General features: G+C 67.3%; 18 protein-coding genes. 6 read left to right on the top strand and 12 right to left on the bottom strand.

Features of this window, described 5'->3' with window-relative positions:
• Window positions 1–26: 26 nt before the first annotated feature.
• Window positions 27–1,643 (top strand): choline dehydrogenase, encoded by a 1,617-nt coding sequence (locus EPO55_RS12805; RefSeq protein WP_296337244.1) that lies wholly within the window; start codon window positions 27–29, stop codon window positions 1,641–1,643.
• 40 nt (window positions 1,644–1,683) lie between these two features.
• A complete protein-coding gene (locus tag EPO55_RS12800) occupies window positions 1,684–2,112 on the top strand; it encodes a hypothetical protein (RefSeq protein WP_296337243.1) in 429 nt (142 codons plus the stop codon).
• 9 nt (window positions 2,113–2,121) lie between these two features.
• On the opposite strand, the gene EPO55_RS12795 is transcribed toward EPO55_RS12800, so the two are convergent.
• Genes EPO55_RS12795 through EPO55_RS12760 form a run of 8 tightly spaced genes read right to left on the bottom strand, consistent with a single transcriptional unit; the run spans window position 2,122 to window position 9,662 of the window.
• Window positions 2,122–2,739 carry an alkylhydroperoxidase domain protein gene (locus EPO55_RS12795; protein ID WP_296337242.1) on the bottom strand — a complete coding sequence of 206 codons (618 nt, stop codon included), beginning with the start codon at window positions 2,737–2,739 and terminating at the stop codon, window positions 2,122–2,124.
• The gene (locus EPO55_RS12790; protein ID WP_296337241.1) at window positions 2,736–3,311 is read right to left on the bottom strand and encodes a CMD domain protein; all 576 of its coding nucleotides are present in this window, start codon (window positions 3,309–3,311) and stop codon (window positions 2,736–2,738) included. Before EPO55_RS12790 ends, EPO55_RS12795 begins: the two co-directional genes overlap by 4 nt.
• Window positions 3,308–4,345, bottom strand: coding sequence for a putative FMN-dependent luciferase-like monooxygenase (locus EPO55_RS12785; RefSeq protein ID WP_296337240.1), 1,038 nt, complete (start codon window positions 4,343–4,345; stop codon window positions 3,308–3,310). Before EPO55_RS12785 ends, EPO55_RS12790 begins: the two co-directional genes overlap by 4 nt.
• Window positions 4,346–4,378: 33 nt before the next feature.
• Window positions 4,379–5,443, bottom strand: a complete 1,065-nt coding sequence (locus EPO55_RS12780) for a 2-dehydropantoate 2-reductase (RefSeq protein WP_296337239.1) — start codon at window positions 5,441–5,443, stop codon at window positions 4,379–4,381.
• Between the two features lie 11 nt (window positions 5,444–5,454).
• Window positions 5,455–6,219 (bottom strand): alpha/beta fold hydrolase, encoded by a 765-nt coding sequence (locus EPO55_RS12775; protein ID WP_296337237.1) that lies wholly within the window; start codon window positions 6,217–6,219, stop codon window positions 5,455–5,457.
• Window positions 6,219–8,033, bottom strand: a complete 1,815-nt coding sequence (locus EPO55_RS12770; protein ID WP_296337236.1) for an alpha/beta hydrolase domain-containing protein — start codon at window positions 8,031–8,033, stop codon at window positions 6,219–6,221. The genes EPO55_RS12775 and EPO55_RS12770 overlap by 1 nt, the downstream gene beginning before the upstream one ends.
• Before the next feature lie 5 nt (window positions 8,034–8,038).
• A complete protein-coding gene (locus tag EPO55_RS12765) occupies window positions 8,039–8,449 on the bottom strand; it encodes a VOC family protein (RefSeq protein WP_296337234.1) in 411 nt (136 codons plus the stop codon).
• A 10-nt stretch (window positions 8,450–8,459) separates the two neighbouring features.
• Window positions 8,460–9,662, bottom strand: coding sequence for an acyl-CoA dehydrogenase family protein (locus tag EPO55_RS12760; protein WP_296337233.1), 1,203 nt, complete (start codon window positions 9,660–9,662; stop codon window positions 8,460–8,462).
• A 118-nt stretch (window positions 9,663–9,780) separates the two neighbouring features.
• On the opposite strand from EPO55_RS12760, the gene EPO55_RS12755 reads away from it, so the two are divergent.
• A complete protein-coding gene (locus EPO55_RS12755) occupies window positions 9,781–10,641 on the top strand; it encodes an isocitrate lyase/PEP mutase family protein (protein WP_296337231.1) in 861 nt (286 codons plus the stop codon).
• A 3-nt stretch (window positions 10,642–10,644) separates the two neighbouring features.
• Here EPO55_RS12755 and EPO55_RS12750 read toward each other — a convergent pair whose 3' ends face one another.
• The 3 genes from EPO55_RS12750 to EPO55_RS12740 form a co-directional block, all read right to left on the bottom strand.
• Window positions 10,645–11,523 carry a transglutaminase family protein gene (locus EPO55_RS12750; RefSeq protein WP_296337229.1) on the bottom strand — a complete coding sequence of 293 codons (879 nt, stop codon included), beginning with the start codon at window positions 11,521–11,523 and terminating at the stop codon, window positions 10,645–10,647.
• A 26-nt stretch (window positions 11,524–11,549) separates the two neighbouring features.
• On the bottom strand, window positions 11,550–14,048 hold the full coding sequence (locus EPO55_RS12745; protein WP_296337228.1) for a circularly permuted type 2 ATP-grasp protein: 2,499 nt from the start codon (window positions 14,046–14,048) through the stop codon (window positions 11,550–11,552).
• 168 nt (window positions 14,049–14,216) lie between these two features.
• Window positions 14,217–17,603, bottom strand: coding sequence for a transglutaminase family protein (locus EPO55_RS12740; protein ID WP_296337227.1), 3,387 nt, complete (start codon window positions 17,601–17,603; stop codon window positions 14,217–14,219).
• A gap of 240 nt (window positions 17,604–17,843) precedes the next feature.
• On the opposite strand from EPO55_RS12740, the gene EPO55_RS12735 reads away from it, so the two are divergent.
• From EPO55_RS12735 to EPO55_RS12725, 3 genes are read left to right on the top strand one after another with little or no spacing between them, the layout of a single operon-like run.
• Window positions 17,844–18,587 (top strand): SDR family oxidoreductase, encoded by a 744-nt coding sequence (locus EPO55_RS12735; protein ID WP_296337226.1) that lies wholly within the window; start codon window positions 17,844–17,846, stop codon window positions 18,585–18,587.
• A complete protein-coding gene (locus EPO55_RS12730) occupies window positions 18,584–19,714 on the top strand; it encodes a zinc-binding dehydrogenase (RefSeq protein WP_296337225.1) in 1,131 nt (376 codons plus the stop codon). The genes EPO55_RS12735 and EPO55_RS12730 overlap by 4 nt, the downstream gene beginning before the upstream one ends.
• On the top strand, window positions 19,711–20,172 hold the full coding sequence (locus EPO55_RS12725) for a GNAT family N-acetyltransferase (protein WP_296337224.1): 462 nt from the start codon (window positions 19,711–19,713) through the stop codon (window positions 20,170–20,172). The genes EPO55_RS12730 and EPO55_RS12725 overlap by 4 nt, the downstream gene beginning before the upstream one ends.
• Window position 20,173: 1 nt before the next feature.
• Here the strand turns inward: EPO55_RS12725 and EPO55_RS12720 are convergent, their stop codons facing one another.
• Window positions 20,174–21,172: a VOC family protein gene (locus EPO55_RS12720; RefSeq protein WP_296337223.1), complete on the bottom strand. Its 999-nt coding sequence runs from the start codon at window positions 21,170–21,172 to the stop codon at window positions 20,174–20,176.
• Window positions 21,173–21,643 lie beyond the last annotated feature (471 nt).

Below are 21,643 nucleotides of genomic sequence, written 5' to 3'. Positions count from 1 at the left end.
TCTAGAGAGCGGGAGCAGGAAGCGTCATGGCCGATTGGGATTACATCATCGTGGGCGGCGGCTCGGCGGGCTGCGTTCTGGCCAACCGGCTGAGCGAGGATTCGGCCGTCAAGGTGCTGCTGCTTGAAGCCGGTCCGCGCGACAAGTCGATGTGGATCGACATCCCGGCCGGCTTCACCAAGCTCTTGAACCACCAGAAGTTCAACTGGAACTTCGAGATGGAAGCGGAGGCGGGCATGGCCAACCGCCGTATCCCCTGTCCGCGCGGTCGCGCGCTCGGCGGCTCGAGCTCGATCAACGGCATGCTCTATGTGCGCGGCCAGCCGCTCGACTACGACACCTGGGGCCAGCTCGGCAATCGCGGCTGGTCCTACGAGCAGGTGCTGCCCTACTTCAAGAAGTCGGAGCATTTCGAGCTGGGCGGCGACGACAGTCGCGGCAAGGGCGGCCTGTTGAACGTGGCCGAGATGCGGGAGACGCACGCGCTTTGCGACGCCTTCATCGATGCCGCCGAGGCCAGCGGCTATCCAAAGAACAAGGACTACAACAACGGCAACCAGGAGGGCTTCGGCTACTATCAGGTGACGATGAAGGACGGCAAGCGCTGGTCGACGGCGCGCGCCTTCCTCGATCCGGCACGGTCCCGGCCCAATCTCAGGATCGAGACCGATGCGCTGGTGGACAAGGTGATCCTCGAAGGCAAGCGTTGCGTCGGTGTCGCCTACTCGGTGCACGGCCAGAAGCGCGAGGCGCGGGTCAACCGCGAGGTCATCGTGTCGTGCGGATCGGTCCAGTCGCCGGGCGTCCTCGAGCATTCCGGCATCGGCCAGCCCGAGCTGCTCGCCAAATACGGCATCGAGGTGAAGCACGCGCTGAAGGGCGTGGGCGAGAATTACGGCGACCACTTCGCGCCGCGCATGAACTGGCGCGTCAAGGATATGAAGACGTTGAACGAGCAGACACGCGGCCTCAGCCTGGTCAAGGAAGTCCTCAAGTATTATGCCACCGGGAAGGGCGCGCTCAGCCTCACCGCCGGCGTCGTCTATGGCTTCGTGCGCACGCGGCCCGGTCTCGAGTCGCCCGACATGCAGTTCCACATGGCGCATGCGAGCTACGATACGGCTCAGAAACGCCTGCTGGAGAAGGATCCCGGCATGACGGTGGTGATAGGCCAGTGCCGGCCGGACTCCCGCGGCTCGATCCATATCAAGTCGGCGACGCCGGGCACCGAGCCCGCGATCCGGCCGAATTTCCTGTCGGCGCAGACCGACCGCGACGCCACGGTGGCGGGCATGCAGATCGCCCGCAAGATCGTGCAGAATCCCAGGATCGCCCGGTACATCGCCTTCGAGAACAATCCCGGTGACAAGGTGCAGAGCTACGACGAATGGCTCGACTTCGCCCGCCGCACCGGCCAGACGACCTACCATGTCATCGGCACCTGCAAGATGGGCCACGATCCCATGGCCGTGGTCGACGACCGGCTGCGGGTACACGGCATCGCCGGCCTGCGGGTGATCGACGCCTCGATCATGCCGACGGTCACATCGGGCAACACCAATGCGCCCACCATCATGATCGCAGAAAAAGGTGCGGACATGATCAAGGAAGATGCCAAGATGGGGCTGAAGGCCGCCGCCTGAGGTGGCTTGTCTTGGGGCGGGCGCCCCCGGGGAGGAAGCAATGAAGCCGTTTGGGTCGACACTTGCCGTTCTGGGGACCTGCTTTGCCGTGGCTGCCTGCATGCCCGCGCCGCCGCCCACCGTCAGCAAGGAAGACCTGCTGTCGTCCTCCGGCTTCAAGACGATCTCGCTGAACACGCCGGAGAAGGTCGCGGCGTTCAAGCGGCTGCCGGCGCACGAACTCTCGCGGAAGACCTACAAGGGCAAGAGCGTCTGGGTCTATCCCGACCAGAATATCTGCGCCTGCCTTTATATCGGCAGCCAGACAGCCTACAATGCCTACATCAAGAAGGCTTCCGCGAAGATGATTTCCGCCGCGGTCAGGGCCAACGATTCCGACAACCCGTACAGCCCGACCGCTTCCGTCGAAGAGATGGACTACGACTGGGCCAACGATCCCCAAGCCTACGGTCTTTACAGCGACTGGTAGGGCGGTGTCCTAGCCCTGCGTCGCGGGCTCGCCCAGCGACAGCATCAGCCGGTTGGCCCAGTTGAAGAACGAGGCGGCGCCGATCAGGTCGGCGATCGCCGCGTCGTCGAGGCCGACGGTGCGCAGGCGCTCGATATGCTGCGGTCCGAAGGTGATCGGCAGCGCCGTCAGTGCCACCGAAGCCGCCACGATGGCCTCCCAGCGCGCGTCGAGCTTGGCGCCGACGCCTTCGTCGAGCAGCCGCTGGACGTCGTCGACTCGCTTGGAATAGGTGGCGGCGAACCGCGCATGGACCGAGGCGCAGTAGATGCAGCCGTTCAGCCGCGAGGTTGCGGCGGCAGCCAGTTCGCGCTCCGCCCGCGGCAGGCCGGCCTCGGGATTGTAGAAGATGTCCTTGTCGGTCCGGGTGCGGGCTTCCAGCACGTCGGGATCGCGCGCCAGCAGCCTGAAGTAGGGTGATTTCACGCGGGACGCGTCGACCAGGCTGGCGAGGTGCCGCTCGGTCATGTCCTGCTCGGCCATCGGCTCGATCCAGGGCAGCCAGTCGAGCATGTCGCGGGTGAATACCACCGGCTCGGTGTGCGGCGGCGGGGTCAGGGTCTTCACGGTCGGTGTCTTCTGGATCATAGGGTGCTCGCAAGCGTGCTGAGGCCGGAAACGACCCGGATCTGGTAGGACAGGAAGGAGACGAGCTGCGAGATCGTGACGATGTCGGTCGTCGACCAGCCGGCATCCAGCAACGCCTGCAGCGCCGGCGACGCCGCGTCGCGCGGATGGAACACCAGCATGTGGGTGTGCTCGAACGCCGCCGCCAGCCGCGCGTCCAGCGCCTTGCGGCCTGCCTCGCTCACCTTCCAGGTCGGGCCGGGCGCATCCTCGGTGCTGAGCGGTCCCTTGGGGAAGTGACCGTAGGGGCCTTTTGTTTTTGCGGCCGCGACTTCCGCTGCAACCGCGGCGCGCAGGCCAGACGGCAGCTTGGCGGCATAAAAGGCATCCGTCTTGGGCTCGCCGTGCAGGCCCGCGACGAAGGCGGCGATGGCATGGCGCTCGTAGGCCGCGACACCGCCCACCTCGCGGGGTTCGAACAGCGACGTGTAGCTTGCCTGGGCGTGCTTGCGCGCTTCCGACCGCTGGGCGCGGATCGCGGCCAGCTTAGATCCCGGTGCGATGCCCACCAGCGTGTCGATTACGTCACTCATGCGACTTGTCTTGCTCCCGCTTTGATTTCGGGCGTCCAGCCCAGCGCCGGCGCCACCTCGGCCGCGAACAGTTCGATCGACCGCAGGATATACGGGTGCGGCGGATCAATCGAGTGGACCTGCATGGTGAGATCGGTCGCACGTTGCAGGATGGTATCTGCCTGCAGCGAGGCGATGACCTCGTCGGGCGTTCCGATATGGACGTCCATGGCGGCAATCAGGTCGCCGACCAGGTTGCCGGAAGAGAGGTTGCCCGTGGCAGCCAGCCGGTGGCGCATGCGCGACAGGCCGACCTCGGCCAGCTTCATCGCCTCCCTGTGATCGTCGGCCACGAATACGGTGCGCGAAGCGAGAATCCGCGGCTCACGACCCTTGGGCAGTGCCTCGAAATAGGCGTCGAGCATCGGGTTCTGGATGTCGGCCAGGGACGCCTTGGGTGCATCGGCGGTGCGCGGCTGGGTGCGTGACAGCATCAGGCCGTCGCCCGCAGCCCCGGCACGGCGCGCGCCTTGCACGGTGAAGGTCGCCTGCCAGACGCGGTCGACCAGGGTGGGGCTGGATGGGTAGAGCTTGTCACCGCCGGGAAGAGTGCCGCCGGACCATGCCGTCTTCAGCATGTCGAGGTGGCGGTCGAACAGGCCATGGCGGTCGTTGCTGTCGAGATCGAAGGCCGTGAAGGCGGTGAGATTGCCGCCCGGACCGACGCCCACTTCAAGGCGACCGTCGCTCAGCAGGTCGGTGACGACAGCGTCCTCGGCAACCCGGATCGGCAGTTCCAGTGGCAGCGTGACGATGCCCGTCCCCAGGCGAATGCGGGAAGTGTGGGCCGCAGCATGGGCCAGGAACACGAAGGGTGCGGGCAGGCCGCCTTCGCCCTCGTGGAAATGGTGCTGGGCGATCCATGCCGAATCGAAGCCGCACCGCTCGGCCTGAACGATCTGCGCGGTGGCCAGGCGATAGCGTTCCGCTGCATCCGTCTGGTCGAGCAGACGGGTAAAGAAACCGAGACGCTTGATCGACGATACGGTGGTCATCGCGGTGATGCCGCGTGAGCCTGCAAAAGCCGTTCAGCCACCCAGCAAGCTCGGCGCGGCCTTGATCTCCTGTCGTTCCACCTTCTTCACGATCTCGGTCAGTTTGGTGTGGGTTGGGGCAGCGACGCCGATGTAGTTGCCGCGCTCGGCGATATAGCCGTTCATGAACTCGATCTCGGTGCGGCGGCCCTTGCGGATATCCTGGGCCATCGACGGGCGCTGGATGTCGGCGCGTGGATTGGGATTGGTGTTGGAGCCGGGCCGCAGGATGGTCTCCACCTCGTCGAGGGCAGCCTTGTCGCCCTCCGCCGCCCGGGCAAGCGTCTCGGGCTCGAACTTGCCGATCTTCTCGATATGGTAGCCCAGCGCCTGGCCCACGCGCACGGCCTCGCCGCCGAGCTTGATGGAGAAGCGGCGGATGGCGTCGTTGCGGTCGCAGTCGGAGCCGGTGAGGCCGGTGGCGGCCGAGACGCCGTTCTTCATGCCGTTCTGGCAGAGCTTCGACCAGCGCTCGCCCCACAGGTTGGTCGTGGTCTTGGCGCTGTCGATGCGGCCCACCATGTCGCGCAGTTCCTCGACACGCTTGGTGATGCGGCCATGGACCTCGCCGACGCGGAATACCGTGTGCTTGTCGCCGCCCTTGGCGACGGTGCGCCGGATGCGGGCAGGCTCGTACATGTCGACCGAGATCAGCGAGGCCACCATGCCCACCGTTTTTCCCCAGCCGACGATTCCGGCGATGCGCTCTTCGTTGAGGCAATTCTGCAGCGACACGATGTAACCATCGGGTGCCAGATACTGCTTGATCAGCGCCGTCGCCCATTCGGTGTCGTAGGATTTCATCGACACGAAGGCGATGTCGATCGGCTTCTGGCGCGAGAGATCCTGGATCTCCGTCAGATGCATGGTCTTGGCTTCGGTGACGGTGAATTTCTCCTCCGGCGTCACGCCGTCGAGCTCCAGGCCGCGCTTGCGGATGGTCTCGATGTTCTCGGGCCAGAAATCGATCAGGGTCACGTCCTCGCCGGCCTTGGCGAGATAGCCGCCGACATATCCGCCCAATGCACCGACGCCGACGACTGCGATTCGCTTGCCCATGGTCCTGCTCCCTAAACTGCCGGCAGCTTGGCGAGGAATGCCTCGACTGCCCGATTGAAATGCGCAGGCTGATGCAGGTTGGCCGCATGTCCCGCGTCGGGAACGACTGCCTTGGTCGCACCCTTGATCTTGGCCGCCATGTAGTCGGTGGCAGCGAGGAAATTGGTGTCGTTGGCGCCGACCAGCACCAGGGTCGGCACGGCGATCCGGTCGAGCGATTGGATCACGCGATCGTTCTGCTGCGCAAGCATGCCGCGCGCCGCGCCGGCAAGGCCCGTGGCGTCGCGGTGGCGCGTCAACCTGACCTCGTCGCTGGTGTTCAGGGCCGCGAGGCCTCGGGCGTCAAAATCGTCGGCGCGCTTGTGAGCAGTCTCGTTCCACTTGAGCCGCGCCTCGTCCTTCTTGAAGCCGGGGCCGGTGTCGAACAGCATCAGGGCACGCACCCGGTCGGGGTGACTGGCGTTGAAGGCGAGCGACATGTAGCCGCCCAGCGACAGGCCGGCCACGATCGCCTTCTTGGCGCCCACGACGTCGAGTAGGGCGACCATGTCGCCTACCGTCAGCGCCTCGGAATAGAGGCTCGCGTCGGCCGGATAGTCGCTTTCGCCGTGTCCGCGGAAGTCCCAGACGACGACCTGGTAGCGATCCTTGAGGGCGGCGATCTGGCCGTCCCACATGCGCGCCGTCGAACTGTAGCCATGGCTCAACAGGACGGTCGGTCCGCTGCCATGGACCTCGTAGTGGATCGAAACGCCGTTGTGGTCGAGCTTGGCCATCAGGGGTTCACGCGACTCTCGTTGCGTGCCTTCTCGAGATACTTGTCGGCATCTTCCTGCAGCAGCAGGCGGTCCTTCTTCAGCACGTCCACCGCATCCTGGATCTTGGCGACGTAGTCGGCGCGGTTCCTGTAGCGCTGGGCGATCCTGGTGGCGGAGAAGGCGAAGTAGCTGCCGTCGCGGTCGGCGATTTCGCCCACCGGGTACGGTGCCTTGTATTCGTTCCAGCCGGTATAGGCGGCGAGCGGCACGGCGATGTCCGGCAGGCGGATGCCCGCCACTTCGTTGCCGTCCGGATCGACGCGGCTGACCAGCGTACGGTACACCCGCTCAGGTCCGGCTGCGGGGTGGCCGACCACATTCGTCCGCTTCACGACGGCGGCGCCCTCGATGGCCGGGAAGCCGATCTTGTCCGGCTCGACCAGCGTACCGTCCGAGAGTGCCGGCACACGGCTGGGCGGCGGCAACTGGCCCGAGACAACCCATTCGTCGAGCGCCACCAGCAGCGCGCGCACTGCCGGCATCGGATTGTGCGGGTTGCGTGGATTGACATTGGGACCGGGGTCGATGGTCGCTCCAGCGCGGCCGCCATGCTGGGTGCCGGCGATCATGTAGGCGCGGCTGTTGGCCGGCAGTGCCACGTCCTTCGTGCCGAGCGGATCGGTGGTGAGCAGCGAGGCGCCCTTCTGCCAATACTCGGTCGAGGTGTTGGTCTCGATCAGCAGCGGGTCGCTGCCGTCGCCGCGCAGCACCGAGCCCTTCGATCGGGAGACCGGGTCCTCGAGCATGGCGGTGGAGAAGGGAAACCAGGCTTCAGGAGCGTCGTGGTCCTCGTGTTGGGTGTTGGTGCGCGCTGGTTGGCCAAACGGCGTGTTGAAGTAGAGACGGCCGACGCCTGCGATGTGGCTATGGATGCCGTCGAACACCGTGCGGCCCTGCTCGTCGCGATTGAATCCATACGAGACGTGGTGCCGCAGATAGCGGCCGGCCTGCGAGAAACCGATGGCGAGCGCATGCGTGATCGGCCGGCCGGTCACCTTGCCGGCCTGCGGGTCGTGCTTCAGCCAGCTCACGAAGTCGCGGGTCGCGGCGAAGCCCAGTCCCTGCACCTTCGGTTTGGTGCCCCGGTAGGCGAATTCGTAGATATATCCGGGCTTCGGTTTGCCATCGGCGAGTTTGACCGACTTGGCGTCAATCGACGTCCACGCGACGTCCTGCGGTGGATCCGCCTGACGCTCGCGCACGGTGAGTTTCGTGCCGTCCCGCGAGGCCATCTCGTACGAAAGCTTGAAAGCTTCGAGGGCCCCGCCCCGCGTGCCCGAGACGAATTCATCCCGTACCCATTGTACGATGGGCTGGCCATTTTCGGTGGCCACCGGCGCGGTAAGCGCAAGACCCAGATTGGCGCGCGGCGCATCGGGGTCCCAGCCGGACCAGACGATCGTCCATCCCATGCGCATCGGGAAGCCGTTGCCGCAGTCGGCCATGGTCTTCGGATCGTTCACGCCCTGCGGGCCATCGGCGATGTTGCCGAACAGCATCTTGCGGCCGCGATTGTTGACCTCGTAGAGGATGCGGCCGTTGCCGCGCGCCGGATCCTTGGGCCGCAGGAGGAAGATGTCCGTGGTGTATTCGACCATCCCGCGGGCATTGCGCGGCGCCTTGTCGATCAGGGCGATACCGGTATTGGCGGGGTCCTTCGGATCGACCTCGCCGCGCGCCGTGCCGATCACGCGCTCATAGGCGCCGACCTCGCCGAACGATGCGCCATCGGCCAGGGGTTCGACTTTCTGGATATCGACCGAAACCAGCACGCCGTCTACTTGGCGTCCGGCGGCGGGAAGTTGATCTCCACGCCGACACCGTCGGGATCGTAGAGGAAGATCTGCTGTCCGCCGGTGCGCGGGATGGTTTGCTCGCGGAACTTCACCTTCTTGGCCTTCAGCTTCTTGCGCACGCCGTCGATGTCGGTGCCGGAGAAGGCGATATGGTCGAAGCGGCCGGTGTCCTTGAACTTCTTCTTGGTGCCGCGCACGACGATGCCTTCGCGCGGCTTGCGTGGTCCCAGAAGATGGACGGTGGCGACGCCGCCGGAATAGAGCCAGTTGCCGGGGAAGCCGAGCGGCGGACGGTCGCCGTCCTCGAGGCCCAGCACGTCGCAGTAGAATTTTACGGTCTTCTTCAGGTTGGAAGGTTCGATCGTATAGTGCTGCAGGACGCCGAGCGGCATGGTCGTTCTCCTAGACGAAGGTGAGATCGGCGTCGGCGCCCAGCATCCAGGCGCCGACGGTTTCGAAATGGGAGAGCCGTCCCTGCAGTTGCTGGGTGACGGTATGGACGTCGCGGAAGCGCCGCTCCAGCGGATGGCTGCCGAAGATCGCGCTGGCGCCGGCGGCGTTGTAGGCGAAGTCGACCGCCTCGCGCGCCTTGTGAATCGCGTGGGTCGAGGCCATGCGGATGGTGATGCGCTGGTCGACGGTGAGCTTGCCGCCGGGCTGGGCCACGGTGTGCCAGACGTCGGCCACCGCCTGCAGCAGGAAGGCACGGGCGGCGCGGACGTTCACCTCGGCTTGCGCTGCGTTGGATTGCACGACGGCACTGTCGCGCAGCGGGCTCTTGTGCCCCCGCGGCACCTTGTTGCGCGCGACGTCGACGAAGGCGTCGAGCGAGGCCCGCGCGATGCCGAGCGCCACGCCGGCAAAGCCCACCTCGTAGCAGGTCATCGCCGACATGCGGTAAAGCGGGCCGGACTCGCGGCATTCCTTCTCGAAGTCGCGCGTCATCGAATGGTCGGCCGCCACAAAATGGTCGTTGAGGGCGAACTGGTCGCTCGCCGTGCCGCGCAGGCCGACAGTGTCCCAGATGTCGGTCCAGGTGACCTCGGCCGCCGGCACAAGCATGGTGCGTTCGACCTGGGTGCCGTCCGGCCCGATCACGGCCGACCCGTCGGTCCTGAAGATCGGGCAGTGGGCGCCCAGCCAGGTGGCGTGCCGGCCACCCGAGGCGAAGGCCCAAACGCCGGTGACGCGATAGCCACCATCCGTCTCGATGGCCTTGACCCTGGGGCCTGGCCCCCACGCCAGCACGGCGCGCGGGTCCTTGCCGAAGATCTCGTTGGCCACGCGCGGGTCGAGGTAGGCCGCCGACATGGAACAGCCGCCGCCCTGGCTCACGCACCAGGCGGTCGAGGCATCGCCGCGGGCGAGGGTCTCGATCACATGGAAGAAGGTGACGGGGTCGGTCTCGATCCCGTTCGACGAGCGCGGCAGCAGGAGGCGAAACAGCCGTGCCTCATGGAGCTTGTCGAGCAGGGCCGCCGGCAGCCGGCGCTTGTCCTCGATGTCGTTGGAAGCAGCCTCGACGGCCGGACGCAAGGCCTCGGCGCGCGCAACGACCGCACGGTCTCCGGCCAGTGTGCTGGATGTCGGAATCGCGGTATCCAAGGCAGCCTCCCATGGTAACGCTACGCCCGCAGCCCCGGTCAAAACAAGGGCGGGAGGCCCGTGGTTTTGCCTCGTGGTTTTGCTATGCAGGGGTCGGATCGAGAGGGGATTGACCGCCATGCATTGGACCGACCGCCGCCGCCGCTTTCGCGCGCTTCTCGCCGGGGACCGCTGTTTTCACCCCGGGTCGGTGTTCGATCCGATCTCGGCACGCATCGCCGAGGATCTCGGCTTCGAGATCGGCATGTTTGCGGGGTCCACTGCGTCGCTGACGGTGCTGGGCGCGCCCGACCTGATCGTGCTCACGCTCTCCGAGTTCGCGGCCCAGGCCTATCGCATCAACCGCGCCGGCAATCTGCCGCTGATGGTCGACGCCGACCACGGCTACGGCAACGCACTCAACGTCAAGCGCACGGTCGAGGAGCTGGAGACGGCCGGGGTGTGCGGCATGAGCATCGAGGATACCGAGCTCCCCACACCCCACGGCACGACCAAGCCGCGGCTCATCTCCATCGCCGAGGGGGTCGGCAAGATGAAGGCCGCACTCGCCGGCCGCCAGGATCCGTTGCTCTGCATCGCCGGCCGCACCAGCGCCATCATCATCACCGGCCTCGATGACGCCATCGCCCGCGGCCGGGCCTATGAGGCGGCGGGCGTCGATGCGCTGTTCTTCGTCGGCATCAAGACGCGGTCCGAACTCGACGCAATCTCCGCCGCCACCAGATTGCCGCTGATCCTGGGCGGCGTGTCGGGCGATCTCGCCGACCGCGACTATCTCGCTTCGCGCCGCGTGCGCATCGCCTTGCAGGGCCACCAGCCCTTCGCGGCGGGCGTGAAAGCTGTCCACGACACGCTGAAGGCGCTCCGTGACGGGACGGCGCCGTCCAAGCTCCAGGGTGTGGCCGACGCCGAGCTGATGAAGCGCGTCACCCGCGAAGCCGACTACGGCAACTGGACCAAGGAATTCCTCGGCGGTTGAGGTTCAGCCTGTCGGCACCAGGGTGACGCCGACGCTGTAGGTGTGCGAGTCGCCGCCCAGGATCACGCCGCGCAGCGGGCTCACGTCGGCGAAGTCGCGGCCCCAGGCGACGGCGACGTGGTCCTCCCGGGCCACCAGGTCGTTGGTCGGATCGAGATGGACCCAGCCCGCGGCCTCGCCGCACCACACCGCCACCCAGGCATGGCTGGCGTCGGCGCCGCGCAAGGCGAGCTCGCTTCGCGAATGAACCGTGCGGATGTAGCCCGAGACGTAGCCGGCGGCGAGACCGTGGGCACGCAACGCCGCAATCTCGACATGGGCGAAGTCCTGGCAGACGCCGCTTTTGCCGGCGAAGACCTCGGCCAGCGGCGTGCTGATGTCGGTGGCGCCTGGTTCGTAGGCGAAGTCGGCCTTGATGCGCGAAGTGAGCTCGCGGGCAGCCTCGAGGATCGGCCGGCCGGCCGCGAACGACGGGGCGCCGTAGGCCCGCAGCGCATCGACGGCGGGGACAAGCGGCGATTCGTAGACGAATTCGCTCGCCTCGACCGGCACCGGAAAACCGTCGCCGCTGAGCGCCGCACGGATCTCCTCCCAGCGCGGCGTCGAGGCGGCGGGCGGCGGGTCGGGGAAGCAGACGTCGATCGCGGCGTGGACTTCGATGTCGAAGCGCGTGTGCGGCTTGTCGATGCGATAGATGTCGATGTGGTTGCCGAAATGGTCGATGTGCTGGACCGCGAGCGCCGGCGCCGGATCGGTGTCGATGCCGATCGAGGTCACCTTCTGGCCGGGGAACTCGCGGGCCCTGAGATGGGCAATGTGATGCGCCGAGTCGACGCTGCTGGCGTAGCTGTACGAGGTGCGGTGCGAGAGCATATATTTCATGATCGCGTCTCCCTCAGCCGCCCGCCTCAACCACCGGATGTGCCGACGGCCTGCGACGCCGGCACATGGCTGAAGTAGGCGCGCGTGATCGCCTCAGAGAGCGCCTCGAGCCTTTCGTCGGCATCGGCCGCGACGTCGCGCAGCATGGCAAGCGCCAGGCCCTCGTGCCGCCAAGCCTGCTCGTCGCCGCCGAACTGGCGGACGACCGCGGCGAGGTCCTTGTCGAGCGAGTCGGGGAGCGCCGGCACCTGCACACCCGAGGCGTGCGCGAGATAGTCGAGATGGACACCGATGGTGCGGAGCTGGAAGGCCAGCGCGCGCGGGTTGCTGTCGTCGAGGATGACCAGGTCGAGCACCGGCGCCGGCTGGAGCTGGCCGAGATAGCGGGTGCGATAGGTGATCGTGCTGTCGCAAAGTTCCAGGGCCAGGCGCATCGCGGCATCCCAGTCGATCGGTGACTGGGTGAAGGGGTTGAGCGCGCCGGTCAGGATGAACTGCGCGCGTTCGAGGCGCCGTCCGAGATCGAGGAAGCGCCAACCTGTGCCGCGGGTCATGTTTTCCTGGGCCAGACCCGAGAGCGTGGCCACAAAGCGCACGATTTCGTCGAGCGCCGCCAGCAGCGGGTCGAGGTTGCCGCGGGCCGACATCAGGCGCTGGCGCACCTCGGCCATCAGCGGCCCGGCCGCGATCGTCATGTCGGCGGAGAAACGGTCGCGCAGCGTGCCGGCAAGCCGCTGGATGGCGTCGAGTACCGTGGCAAGCCCGCGCTCGTCGGAGGCGATGGCATCAAGGCCCTGCTGGAAGGCCGCACTCTCCGGCGCCGCCAGCGCCGAGGCCGACTCCATCAGGTTCGCTTCGCTCAGCATCCGCCCGAGCAGGCGCAGCTCGATCGAATCGCGTGGCCCCATGGCGCCTTGCGCGACCCTGTTCGCGGTGGTGCGCAACAAGCGGGAGTCGTTGTCCAGCCGTTCGATATAGCGGCCGAGCCAGAACAGGTTGTCGGCAACGCGGCTCTGCAGGTCGGCGCCGCCGCGTTCGACGGCGAGCTGGTGGAACCGCCGGGTCGCCGGCAGCTCGACGTCGGCGGCGTCCTCGGCCAGCACCCAGACGTCCTTCAGCGAGCCGTTGAGCCGGCTGAGCGAGCGCAGCGCGGTGTCGCCCATGGGCTCGCGCGCAAGCCCGCCCGGCAGCACGCGATAGCCATCGCCGTCGGCGCTCACGAAGACGCGCATCACGACGGTCGCCGGCGCCAGCCCCTTGCCGTCCCACTTGGGACTGAGCGACGGCGTGAAGGGATGCTGGGCCACGAACTGGCCGGGCTGCGCCCGCAGCCGTTCTTCCAATGCCTTGCGCTCGGCCGGTTCCAGCATGCCGACCACGATCGGCTCGCGGTCGTTGCCGAGGCAGGGCCGCACGATCATGGCGTCGAGGTTGGCCATCACGAAGGCCGCGGCCGAGGGCTCGCCCAGCCACCACACGTCGAGCGACGGCAGGCCGAGCGGTTGGTCGAGCAGGCGCTCGCAGAGCCGTTCCAGGAAGGGCATGAGGGCCGGCGTTTCGACCACGCCGGAGCCCAGCGCATTGGCCAGCTCGATCCGGCCGCTGCGTGTCGTCTCGACCAGGCCGGTGACGCCCAGCGCCGAGTCGGCGCGCAGTTCGAGGGGGTCGACGAAGGCGCTGTCGAGGCGGCGCAGCAGCATGTGCACCGGCCGCAGCCCCGCCAGCGTCTTCAGCGACACCTGGCCGTCGCGCGCCACCAGGTCGCCGCCCTCGACCAGCGGCACGCCCAGCGCGCGCGCAAGATAGACATGCTCGAAATAGGTCGCCGACAGCGAGCCGGGCGTCAGCACCGCCATGTTGGGATGGGCGACATCGGCCGGCGCCAGCGCCAGCAGCGAGTCGTGCCAGCGGTCGACGAAGGGCCGGAGATGCCGCACCGGGATGGAGCGGAACGCCTCGGGCAGGCTGCGCGCCAGGACCCGGCGCATCTCCAGTGCATAGCCGATGCCGGCCGGCACCTCGGTATGGTCGGCCAGCACATGCCAGCGGCCGTCGCCCAGTCGCACCAGGTCGACCGCGTAGTGGGCGAGGTGGCGGGTCGGCACTGCGCCGTCGGTGACCTGGCAGGGCCGGTGGAAATGCCGGTTGGCGTGGACCAGCATTGGCGGCAGCAGTCGTTCCTTGAGGAGGGTTTGGGGGCCGTAGACATCGGCCAGGATGGCGTCGAGCAGGCGGGCGCGCTGGATCAGGCCGGTCTCGAGCGCCGCCCATTCGTCGGGTGCCACGACGAAGGGCAGGGGATCGAAGGTCCAGCGCGGTGCGGCGCGGTCGTCGAGCAGGTTGACGGTGGCGCCCGATTCTTCGAGCTGCCGGCGCGCGCTTTCCACGCGCTCGCCCAGCCCGCCCGGCAGCGCGCGGATGACGCTCAGGATGCCCTGCCAGTGATAGCGGATCGACTTCTGGCCGGTGACCAGTTCGTCGTAGGCGCTTGCCGGCGAAGAGAGGAGGCCGCGCAACGACTCCATGGGCCCGCTGAAGGAAGGAAATAGGAAGGATTAGAATCGCATGGTGAGGGGGCGAGGTCTACCGACCCCCTCCGGCCTTCGGCCACCTCCCCCGAGACGGGGGAGGAGTCTGATTTCTTCTCCTCCCCCGCTTGCGGGGGAGGTGCCCCGTAGGGGCGGAGGGGGTCATCACGCCCGCCTCAGATCCAGCGTCAGGGGATGCTCGGGATTGTCCATCGCCCGGGGCTCGGGCGCTTCGCCTGGGGTGTGGCCGATCGGGAAGAAACGGACCCGCCGGCGCGCCTCGGCCTCGTTGGCGTTGACCGGCACGCGGTCGTAGCTGCGGCCGCCGGGATGGGAGACGTGGTAGCTGCAGCCGCCCAGCGACCGTCCGCTCCACGTGTCGTGAATATCGAAGGTGAGCGGGGCATGAACGCCGATGGTCGGGTGCAGCGCATTGGCCGGCTGCCAGGCGCGGTAGCGGACGCCGGCCACATATTCACCGGCGGTGCCGGTGGCGCGCAGCGGCAGGCGCCAGCCGTTGCAGGCGATCACATGGCGGGCATCGTTCAGACCCTCGACCTTGACCTGCAGGCGTTCGACCGAGGAATCCACGTAGCGCACCGCGCCGCCGCCGCCCGGCTCCTCGCCCAGCACGTGCCAGGGTTCCAGCGCATGGCGCAGTTCCAGCCCGATGCCGCGTTGGGCGATTTCGCCCAGGCGCGGGAAGCGAAACTCGAAATGCGGTGCGAACCATTCCGGCTCGAAGCGGTAGCCGGCCTCGGCGAGATCGGCGAGCACGTCGCTGAAATCCTGCCAGACGAAGTGCGGCAGCATGAAATCGTCGTGCAGCCGCGTGCCCCAGCGGCTGAGCGGCCGGTCGTAGGGCCGGTCCCAGAATTTCGCGACCAGGCCGCGCAGCAGCGCCTGCTGGGCCACGCTCATGCGCCAGTGCGGCGGCATCTCGAAGGCGCGCAGCTCGAGCAGCCCGCGCCGGCCGGCGGCGCTGTCCGGGGTGAAGAGCTTGTCGATGCAGAACTCGGTGCGATGCGCGTTGCCCGTCGCGTCGACCAGCAGGTTGCGGAACACGCGATCGACCAGCCACGGTGGCGTCTGTTTGCCGGGCGCAATCTGGCGGAAGGCAATCTCCAGCTCGTGCAGCGAATCGTTGCGCGCCTCGTCGACGCGCGGGTGCTGGCTGGTCGGACCGATGAACAGGCCCGAGAACAGGTACGAGAGCGACGGATGGTTGATCCAGTAGCCTAGAAGGCTCTTCAGCAGGTCGGGCCGGCGCAAGAGCGGCGAGTCCGGTGCCGAGGGGCCGCCCAGCACGAAGTGATTGCCGCCGCCGGTGCCGGTGTGCCGCCCGTCGATCATGAATTTCTGCGCGCCCAGCCGCGTCGTGCGCGCTTCCTCGTAGACGATCTCGGTGCGCTCGACGAGCTCTGGCCAGCTTGCGGAAGGATGGATGTTGACCTCGATCACGCCGGGATCGGGCGTGACGCTGAAATTCAACAGTCGCGAATCGCCGCCCGGCGGCGGATAGCCTTCGATGAAGACCGGCTGGCCGAGTTCCTCGGCGGTGTCCTCCACCGCCGCCACCAGGTCGAGATAGTCCTCGGTGCGCTCGACCGGCGGCATGAAGACGTAGAGGTGTCCGTCGCGCGGCTCGAACGACATCGCCGTGCGCACGATGGCGCCGGCCGAGGCGCCGACGCCAGGCCGGCCGGCGAGGTCAGGCGCCAGTGCGCGGCGCCAGGCTTCGCGGCGGGCGTCGCCGTCGCCGGTGGTGTCGGGAGCGATGCCGCGTTCCTGGCGGCGCAGCACCGGGGCGCGGCGGAAGGTGTCGAGTGGCGGCAGGTCGGGGTACGCGACCATCGGGTCGGGATCGGCGATGAAGTCGGTGTCGGCCGGCGCCGCCCAGGGCAGCGAATCGAGCGGCAGGCGGTAGCCGAGCGCCGAGTCGCCGGGGATCAGGTAGCACTTCTCCGAGCGCAGGAACCACGGTCCGCTCCGCCAGCGGCCCCCGTGCCCATTCCCGTGTCCGTTGCCGTTCGTCCGTCCGCCGTGTTCGCGCGTGATCGGCAGCACGTAACCCGCGGCACTCTCCAGGCCCTTCTCGAAGATTCGCGCCAGCCGTTCGCGCTCCAGCGGGTCCTTCACCTTGGTCGCATCGACCGAGACATTGCTCGGCAGGCGCCGCTCGCGCCAGAGGTAGTACCAGGTGTCCTCGAACGCCGGGAAGAGATAGCCGGGATTGAGCTGCAGCCGCTCGGCGATGGCGAGCGCAAAGCGCTCGGCCGCTGCCGGCGTGGCGCCGACGGGCTTGGATTCGACGGCGGTGAGGTGCGGATCACGCCAGATCGGCTGGCCGTCCTTGCGCCAGAAGCAGCCCAGCGCCCAGCGCGGCAGCTGTTCGCCGGGGTACCATTTGCCCTGGCCGAAATGCAGCAGCGGTTTCCTGGCGAAGCGATCCGCGAGCTTGCGGAACAGCACGCCCGCCAGCCGGCGCTTCTCCGGCCCCAGCGCCAGCGTGTTCCACTCTGCGCCGTCCATGTCGTCGACGGAGACGAACGTCGGCTCGCCGCCCATGGTGAGCCGCACGTCGCCCTTGGCGATATCGCCTTCGATCGCCTCGCCGACTTTCAGAAGCGTCGCCCATTGCGCGTCGGTGTAGGGCTTGGTCGTGCGCGGCGTCTCGCGCACGCGCCGCACGGTCATCTCGTGGGCGAACTCGACCTCGGATTTCTCGACCGCGCCCTCGATCGGCGCCGCGCTCGATGGCTCGGGCGTGCAGGCGAGCGGAATGTGGCCTTCGCCCGTCAGCAGGCCCGAGGTCGGATCGAGTCCGATCCACCCCGCGCCCGGCAGATAGACTTCGCACCAGGCATGGAGGTCGGTGAAGTCGTCGGTCGGGCCTTCGGGTCCATCGAGTGGCTTCTCGTCGGGTTTCAGCTGGATCAGGTAGCCCGAGGCGAAGCGCGCGGCGAAGCCCAGGTGGCGCATGATGGTGACCAGAAGCCAGCCGGTGTCGCGGCACGAGCCCTTGGCGAGCGACAATGTCTCCTCGCAGGTCTGCACGCCGGGTTCCAGCCGCACGATGTAGCCGATCTCCTTTTGCAGCCGTGCATTGAGCCCGACGATGAAATCCACTGTGCGAACTGTCTTGTGGTCGACCTTGGCGAGCCACGCCTTGAGCAGCGGCCCCGGCGGCTCCAGCTTGCGAAAGGGCGCGATCTCCTCGGCGAGACCAGGATCGTAGGCGAACGGCCACTGCTCGGCCTCGGGCTCGAGGAAGAAGTCGAACGGGTTGTTGACCGACATGTCGGCCACGAGATCGACCACGATCTCGAACCTGTCGGTCCTCTCCGGGAACACCAGCCGCGCCAGGTGGTTGCCCTGCGGATCCTGCTGCCAGTTGATGAAATGCCCGGCGGGCGTGACTTTCAGCGAATAGGACAGGACGGGCGTGCGCGAATGCGGCGCCGGACGCAGCCGCACGACCTGCGGGCCCAGCGCCACGGGCCGGTCGTAGCGGTAGGTCGTTCGATGATGCAGCGCGACGTGGATGCTCATAACGACCGTCTTGTTTCGCTCCACAATACCTTAAGCAAGTGACATGCCAGTGTCCAAGAAAGCGGCGCTATGCTTCTCTTGGGTTCTATTTGTCTTCCCTCATTCTCCTCTCCCCCGCTAGGGGGAGAGGGCGGGTGAGGGGGCTACGCACGTCGATTCCCCCTCACCTAGCCTCTCCCCCTAGCGGGGGAGAGGAACATGAAAGGGGAAGACAGAAAGAAGAAACGGCAAGGACGTTCGATGAGCAGTTATTTCGACCTCACCGGCAAAGTCGCCCTCGTCACCGGCGGCAGCCGCGGCCTGGGCTACCAGATGGTGAAGGCCTTCGCCGCCCACGGCGCCGACGTGTTCATCACCAGCCGCAAGCTCGAGGCCTGCGACAAGGCCGCCGCCGAGGTGCGGGCGCTGGGGCGCAAGGCCGCGACTTACGCCTGCAATGTCGCCAACTGGCAGGAACTGGACGGCCTGGTCGAGGCGGCCTACGCGGCCTTCGGCAAGGTCGACATCCTGGTGAACAACGCCGGTTCCTCGCCGCTGGCACCTTCGTCGCTCGAAACCTCCGAGCAGCTCTTCGATCGCATCGTGTCGCTGAACTTCAAGGCGCCGTTCCGGCTGATGTCGCTGGTCGGCAGCCGCATGGCAAAAGGCGACGGCGGCTCGATCATCAACATTTCCAGCGCCGGTGCGTTGCGCCCCCGGCCGCAGATCGCGCCCTATGCCGGCGCCAAAGCGGCGCTCAACGCCCTCACCGAGGCCTTCGCCTTCGAGTACGGCCCCAAGGTGCGCGTGAACACGATTTCGCCCGGCCGCTTCCTGACCGATGTTTCCAAGGCGTGGCCCGAGGAGCACAAGGCCAATCCGACGGCGGCGCTCAGGCGCAGCGGCCAGCCGGAGGAGATCGTGACGGCCGCACTCTATCTCGCTTCGAGCAAATCAAGCTTCACCACCGGGTCGCTGGTCCGGGTCGACGGAGGAATCGCATGAAAATGAAAGCCGGCGTTCTCACGGTCTGCGGCGCGCCGCGACCCTTCGCCAAGTCGAAGCCCATCCATGTCGTGGAAGTCGATCTCGATCCGCCCGGCGAGGGCGAAGTCCTCGTGAAGGTGGGTGGCGCCGGGCTCTGCCACTCCGACCTGTCTCTCATCAATGGCGATCGGCCGCGGCCGGTGCCGATCGTGCTGGGCCATGAGGGCTCGGGCGAGATCGTCGAACTGGGCAAGGGTGTGCATGACGTGAAGGTGGGCGACCATGTCTGCTTCACCTTCAACGTGAGCTGCGGCCGCTGCCGGCGCTGCCTCGAAGGCCGGCCCTATATCTGCGAACGTTCGGTGACACCACGCGCCGCGGGCCAACTGCTGTCGGGCCATCATCGTCTCCACATGGACGGCAAGCCGGTGAACCATCAGTCCGGCGTCTCCTGCTATGCCGAGTATGCCGTGGTCGACCGCGGCTCGATCGTGGTGATCGACAAGACCCTGCCGCTCGATGTGGCGGCCCTGTTCGGCTGCGCCGTGGTGACCGGTGTGGGCGCGGTGGTCAACACCGCCCAGATCCAGCCCGGCAGCTCGGTGGCCGTCGTGGGTCTCGGCGGCGTCGGCTTGAGCGGCCTGATGGGGGCGGTGCTGGCGGGTGCCGGCCGCATCGTCGCCATCGATCTTTCGGACGACAAGCTCGGCCTCGCCCGCCAGCTCGGCGCCACCGACACGGTGAATGCCCGGGACGCCGACCACGTAAAGCAGGTGCGCGACCTCACCAATGGCGGCGTCGACTATGCCTTCGACCTCGCTGGCACCATCAAGGCGATGGAGACGGCCTATCTGGTGACGCGCTGGGGTGGCACGACGGTGACGGCCGGCCTCTCGCCGATCGCCGCCGATTTCTCCTTCAAGCAGAGCGGGCTCGTCAGCGAGGAGAAGACCATCAAGGGCTCCTACATGGGAAGCTGCGTGCCGGTGCGCGACATCCCGCGCTTCATCGCGCTCTACCAGCAGGGCAAGCTGCCGGTCGACCGCATGGTGAGCCAGCGCATCGGCTTCGACGAGCTGAACCTGGGCTTCGACCGGCTGCAGGACGTGGCGACGGTGCGGCAGATCCTGGTGCCGCACGGATGAGTCTGACGGTCGCGGTCGAGACGCCATTGCAGGACGAGGTCCGCACGCTCGTTTCCGAGCTGAATGCCGTCCTGCTGGAATTGACGCCGCCCGAGCACTGCCACCATCTGACGGTCGAGCAGATGGCCGATGACAGCACCACCGTCTTCATCGCCCGCGATGGCTGTGCGGCCATCGCCTGCGGGGCGCTGAAGCGGCATGGCGATGGGATCGGCGAGGTGAAGCGCATGTACACGCGGCCCTCGCACCGCGGCCGCAAGATCGGCGAGCAGATCGTGGCGCGCATCGAGGCGCTGGCGCGGTCCGAAGGGTTGAATCGGCTGGTGCTGGAGACCGGCGACCGGCATCACGCCGCCTGGAAGGTCTACGAGAACGCGGGCTTCACGCGCTGCGGACCGGTGCTCGATTATCCCGACGTGACGTGGTCGGTGTTCTACGAGAAGAAGCTCGGCGCCTGAGTCAGAAGAACACCGGCAGTTTCGGCGCGACTGTCGTCTCTTTGCCCTCGATGTCGGGCGTGGCGTACTGGATGAAGCTGTCAGGCAGCGCCGCACCCCAGTAGGTGCCGGTGCCGCGCTCCTGCTCGTTCCACGTCACCGGCTCCCAATCCGGCGCAAACACCAGGTAGCTGCCGGAATAGATTTCGACGCGGTTGCCGCCGGGTTCGTAGGAATAGAGGTAGAAGCCCTGCGAGTTGTTGTGCTTGGACGGGCCCGCTTCGATGAAGATGCCGTTCTCGGCCAGGATGTCGGCGGCCCGCAGCACGTCCTCGCGATTGTCGACCCACAGCGAGAAATGGTGCAGGCGGCCGTGGCCGCCCTTCACATCGACGACGTAGGCGAGCTGGTGGTGCACCGCGGTCGGGCTCATCCACGAGCCGATCTCGTTCTTGCCCCCCTCGAAGATCACCTGCTCGCGCAACTGGAAACCCAGCAGCTCCTGGGCGAATTGTCGGTTGCGGCCGACGTCGCCGGCCAGCAGGGCGAGGTGATCGGTGCGGCGCACGCCGACGCCGCGGCCGGTGTATTTCTGTGGCTGGTTCTTCAAGGTCGAGCGCAGCTCCGGCGGTGCCGCGAATTTCTGCTCCTCGTAGTAGATTTCCATCAAATGGCCGTCGGGATCGTGGAAGCGGTAGCTGCGGCCGCGGCCGAAATCGCCGTTGGTCCAGCCGACGCCGAGGCCCGTCGCCTCGATGGCCCGGGCGCGGCGCTCCAGCGCCGCCGGGCTCATGGCGCGCCACGAGACGCAGCCGACGCCGGGTTTGGCCGCCGCCGTCAGCTTGAGCGTGCTGGCGGCATGGTCGCCATAGCCACGCAGGTAGACGCTGGGGCCGGCCGTATGGGCCACCTCCATGCCGAGCAGGTCGTGGAAATACCACAGGCTGCGGTCGGGCAGCGGTGTGAAGAGTTCGACGCCGCCCAGATGGGCGATATTGTGGAGGGGTTCTGCTGCCGCCATGAGCCGATCCCTTTTGACCGTCGTATTGCAGCCAACATGCCGGCGGGCCGCGCAGCCTGCCTTGATCCCGGTCAAGGGGCGCCAATTCACCCCGCCGTCAGCGCCGTCAGGTGTAAAAAGAAAAGTTGACATTTCAGCAGGTTTTGGCCTATATTTCTGTCAGGCTGGTGGGGATTGCGCCGGCCTCTTTCGTTTGTTCCGGCAAGACCTGCCCGCGGCCGCCCGCGGGTTCGCCTAAGGGCTTGGTGCAGCCGCCGCGATGTCCTTACTCGCGGGTCCAACAACCTCTGACCCCCTCCGCCCGCTACGCGGGCACCTCCCCCGCAGACGGGGGAGGAGTTTGTGTCACCCCTTCTTCTCCTCCCCCGTCTGCGGGGGAGGTGCCCCGTCTTTCGGGGCGGAGGGGGTCGGACTCCGGGCCCAACTTCGGGCCCAACACTCCCACGTTTCAGGTGGGCCCGCCGGGACGGG

The sequence above is a fragment of the Reyranella sp. genome, from assembly GCF_004296935.1.
Classification (GTDB): domain Bacteria; phylum Pseudomonadota; class Alphaproteobacteria; order Reyranellales; family Reyranellaceae; genus Reyranella.
Note: the sequence above shows the minus strand (reverse complement) of the source record. Positions and strands in the feature narration are given on the sequence as shown.